The sequence below is a fragment of the Sphingobacterium sp. UBA7253 genome (genome assembly GCF_002472745.1).
Taxonomy (GTDB): Bacteria; Bacteroidota; Bacteroidia; order Sphingobacteriales; family Sphingobacteriaceae; genus Sphingobacterium; species Sphingobacterium siyangense.
Window position 1 is genome coordinate 17,566 of the sequence record NZ_DKSP01000147.1, and the last position, 4,291, is coordinate 21,856.

The 4,291-nt window shown below is 37.9% G+C and carries 4 protein-coding genes; 1 reads left to right on the forward strand and 3 read right to left on the reverse strand.

Features of this window, described 5'->3' with window-relative positions:
• The 3 genes from hemC to B2X72_RS15255 all read right to left on the reverse strand — a co-directional run.
• Window positions 1-964: hydroxymethylbilane synthase (gene hemC, locus B2X72_RS15245; RefSeq protein WP_286850396.1), on the reverse strand; the 964-nt coding region annotated here is incomplete at its 3' end.
• A 360-nt stretch (window positions 965-1,324) separates the two neighbouring features.
• Entirely contained in the window at window positions 1,325-2,566 is a 1,242-nt protein-coding gene (gene hemA, locus B2X72_RS15250) for a glutamyl-tRNA reductase (protein WP_286850399.1), read from the reverse strand.
• A gap of 219 nt (window positions 2,567-2,785) precedes the next feature.
• Window positions 2,786-3,625 carry a hypothetical protein gene (locus tag B2X72_RS15255; protein ID WP_286850401.1) on the reverse strand — a complete coding sequence of 280 codons (840 nt, stop codon included), beginning with the start codon at window positions 3,623-3,625 and terminating at the stop codon, window positions 2,786-2,788.
• 220 nt (window positions 3,626-3,845) lie between these two features.
• Between B2X72_RS15255 and B2X72_RS15260 the strand changes: the two genes are divergently transcribed.
• A complete protein-coding gene (locus B2X72_RS15260) occupies window positions 3,846-4,244 on the forward strand; it encodes a hypothetical protein (protein WP_201666518.1) in 399 nt (132 codons plus the stop codon).
• The last annotated feature ends 47 nt before the right edge of the window (window positions 4,245-4,291 follow it).

A 4,291-nucleotide genomic window follows, 5' to 3' on the forward strand; every position in this document is an offset into this window, starting at 1 on the left:
CCATTGCTCTTGCGAAATAGGAATTTTCGTCTACCTCCCGGGAGATAAATACAGATTGTGGCAGCTTTCTATCCTTTGCATACTTATTGAAAATGCGCTCCGCTAAACGTGTCGCATCGGTATCTCTAAGGTAAACACGATCAGGGAAATCTTCACTTGTTTCAGCAATAGAGGCCCAAGCTTCGTATTCGTCACCGCTTTTGCGGCAATAACAGCCAAGTGGCGCATGACATCCTGCATCAAATTTATTTAATACCAAACGTTCTACGGAGATTGTTTGTGCTACTTCTTCATTGTTCAAGGGCTGTAAAGCTTCAAAAAGTTCCCTGTCAACCTCACGGATCTGAATAGCAAGTACCCCTTGCGCTGGTGCCGGAATAATTTCAACGGGAGGAATCTCCTCCACATGAAAATCTGTAATATCCATTTCAATACGGCTAATACCTGCTTTTGCAAGTACTATGGCATCATATTGCTCATCACGTAGTTTTTGGATTCTTGTCTGCAAATTACCACGGAGATCGTCAAATTCTAGATCAGGACGTAGTGCCGAGATCTGCGCTTTTCTACGGTTAGATGATGTTCCAACTGTCGCATTGTGCTTTAATGAGAGACGTTTTTTGATATCCACACAATCTTTGTGGATAATTAATAATTCAGCTGGATCTTCGCGCTCAGAAACCGCTGCAATGATCAATCCTGGAGGATTGACCGTAGGTAAATCTTTGTGTGAGTGTACAGCTAAATCAATGGTCCCGCTTAAAAGCTCTTCCTCAAGCTCTTTAGTGAAAAATCCTTTGCCTTCTAATTTATCCAAACGAAGGTGTTGAATAATATCACCTTGTGTTTTAATGACTTTTAATTCTGCTTCAATTCCGATTTCTGCCAATCGATCTTTTACAAAATTTGCCTGCCACATGGCAAGAACGCTTCCCCGGGTACCGATAATTAGTTTTCTATTCACGTTAATTTTACTTTACCTATTAAAACAATCACAAAGATGTTCCACCGGTAGCTACGTATTCAACTAGCACAGAATGTGTTTCAATTCAATTGAGCCCCGGAAAATGAACAATTTCGGAAAAATGTGTTTAATACCATTAATCAGAGCAAAAATAAATAAATAGAAGGAATATGTTGACACGTTACTGTCATTATATGTCAGGAAATAATTGATAAACCGAAATTTATGGGAAACAGTCAAATGGTAGCTCCATGGGGTGTGAGCAGAGCACATTCAGCGAGTAGAATAACCTCAGTACAAAACCTAGGTGATAATAATAAAAAGTCGAAGGAAATCACTGCTCCAAGAGCAGGTTTAGTGTTAGTTCTTTTCCGTTTCTGGAGTTTTAACCAAAATTTCTTTCGCCATAACCATTGGAACCTTGATGTATTTCTTTTCCATATAGTTGATGACTTTTTCCAAGACCTCTCTCGCTTCGGGGGTTAGGGCTTGAACCTCTTGGGCAAAAACCTCATTTAGAGCGAATGATTTAATTTCTTTAATCTTTTCAGGAACCTCACGCATAGCAACTTCTACGCGTCGCTGTTTGATTAAAGGTAAAAATTCTTGGATATTGTCCTGGATAATCTTTTCGGCACTCTCCAATTCATTATAACGCTCTTGGATGTTTTTCTCCGCAATAGCTTGTAAGCTGCTCACTTCAATATAATGAATCGGATTATTTTGGAGAACTTCAGCATCAAGATCATTCGGAACGGCTAAGTCAATGATAATTTTCTTATCAGTCTCTCCATTTAATAAGGATTGATAAAGTGTGTTGTCAATAATGGAAGTCGGTGCACCTGTACAGGTAATCAGAATATCAAAACCTCCTTTGTACTGATCAATATCGGCCAAGGGGTAAGCTTCAGCATTTAATTCTTCGGCTAGGGCCTTTGCATTCTCCACTGTGCGGTTGAAAATAACGAACTTAGCTTTTTGGTTCTTCTGGAAATATTTTGCTAAATTCTGATTGGTTTCTCCAGAACCAATGATGACGATTCTAGGGTTTTCAACCAGTTTTAATTCGCGTAATTTGCGATAGGCAAGAGAGACAACTGAAATTGGGTTTCTGGAAATTTTAGTATAGGTGTATACTTCTTTAGCAGTTTTTACGAGACGATCCATCATCAGACGTAGAAAATCTCCAGTAAAACCAGCTTCTCTACAACGATCATATGCCCGACGTACCTGTGCCAAAATTTCTTTTTCACCAACAACAAGACTTTCAAGTGAACATGACATCCGAAGCAGGTGATTTAAAGCATCCATACCCTCGTATTTGTTGACCTGTCCCAAGTAACATTGTAGTCTTTCCTGAGGAACACAGAAGTTTAATTTCCCCATAAAATCAGCAATGAATTCATGGGTCAATTCGTGAGCACCATAAAATACAAACTCTACTCGGTTACAAGTACCAATATAAAAGATCTCTGGAATGTCTAGGCTATGCTTTAGATTGATGAGGCGACTTTCTAAATCCTCATTGCAGATCACTAGATTACCTAGATCTTTTAGTTCGACATGTTTATGAGTAAACGCTAATACTTTAAGATTTTTCAAAGCTCTAATCCCTCGCTTATATTTAACGGTACAAATGTAGCTTAAAAGCTTTGTGCTTGTGTCAAAAATCTGTCAAAGGGATTAATTTAGAAAGATTTTAAATAGCTGTTTTTTCTATTTAATAATCTGTTTTATAATTACTTATGTTATGGCTTGGTGCTAAATGATTTTCGTCACGATAGATCGTGACGAAAATTTTAAGCGATAGAATACGATAAACTATTCTTTAATACCCGTATTTGTGCTTGCAGAGTCGATGGTAACATCTTCCAATTCTTCCACATAAGGTTCTTCTTCAGAAGTAGTAGCTTCTTGAATTTCACTATCACTATATTGATAATAGCTGTCGAAGGTCTTGCTGCTTTTATTGTAAATTAATGCGTACTTGGAGTTTTTGTTCTTGACAATAATTCCATCGGCAGGAGCAGGTACTAACTTCATCTCATCCATAAAAATTTTCTGTCCCTTTTTGAAGCTGTTGATGAGTGGCAGTTCGCTTGAATATTCCTTCCAGAATAAAATATCGCCTTTTGCCGATATGATCCAGATGGCACTACTCTGGTAGTCGTTCTTTTCTACTAGGAAAGCCATTTCTTTATTCCAACTGTCTGCATCGTTGCGATCTGTAAAGTTCCCATAGCAGAAAACAGATTTAGCCCGATCTTTTATCCGAGTAAACTTGTATATAGGTTTATCATCTACGGGCTCTAGGTAGCTATTGCCCATAAATATCTTTGTAATCCCCCTTCTGTAGCGTAATGGAATGTTGTCGTATTCCGGAAGAGTGAAGATAGCATTATTCCAATGTTGATAGTCTTCTAATGAACTCCATCCATCAGCATCTTCCAGGTCTTTGGGATCGGCATTGTCAAATCCGGCAACAGCTGTCGCGGTACTATCTACTTGCAAGCCGTCGAAAGCTTGTCGCTGGCTATAATTGTAATATCCGCCACCCGCTAGGATAACCAATAGGACGATTCCAATAATGATATATATCCTTTTCTTTTTATTTGGCTGTGCGGGTTGTTCTGCAGCGATTTCTTCAACTTCTCTTTTCATGTTTATTATTCGGCTTAATGCTAAAAATTATACTCATCTCTTTTAAACAAGTGAAAACAAGATCTAAATGATTGTTGGTCTTTTGATTAGCCTTGTTTTTTATTTGTTCTAAGCGTTAATTGCGCTTAAAAATAGAATAATTTTTCAAAAAGTGAAATACAAGTTATATATGTGTCAATATTCAACTTATATTCGTAGCAGTTTTAAAGGAATTTGAATCATGATTATTATCAAAAAATACGTTGCCATCGTTGGACTAGTCATTTCTTTTTTGTCCAGCATGACGCCGTTCTTAAAAGTGCCTATTAAAGGAAATTGGAATTTATATCAGGTAGATGCCTATTTATTCTTCATTACATTACTTATTCTGGGGGTGACGGCCCTTTTATTTTTTGTTCGTGCAGTTCGAGCTTATCAATGGATGACTCGATTAGCCGCCTGTTGGTACCTGTTGAGTATAACAGCGGTCTGGTTCAAGATCAATAACTATTTCGGTTGGGGATTTGCCGATAAATTGCTTTCGAAATCCTTACACATGCGCTGGGGCTGGATTGTCTATTTGATTGGAATTTTACTGTTATTGTTGAGTACCAAGAAGGTTTCTGCGACAGCTGAATAAAATAAAGCCGTTTATCAAATAAAACTTTCATGACTTCGCAGACACCA

What these genes read in the sequence shown, in the direction of transcription:
- B2X72_RS15260 (WP_201666518.1), top strand. Translation starts at nt 3,846, where the DNA reads ATGATTATTATCAAAAAATACGTTGCCATCGTTGGACTAGTCATTTCT.
- B2X72_RS15255 (WP_286850401.1), bottom strand. Translation starts at nt 3,625, where the DNA reads ATGAAAAGAGAAGTTGAAGAAATCGCTGCAGAACAACCCGCACAGCCA.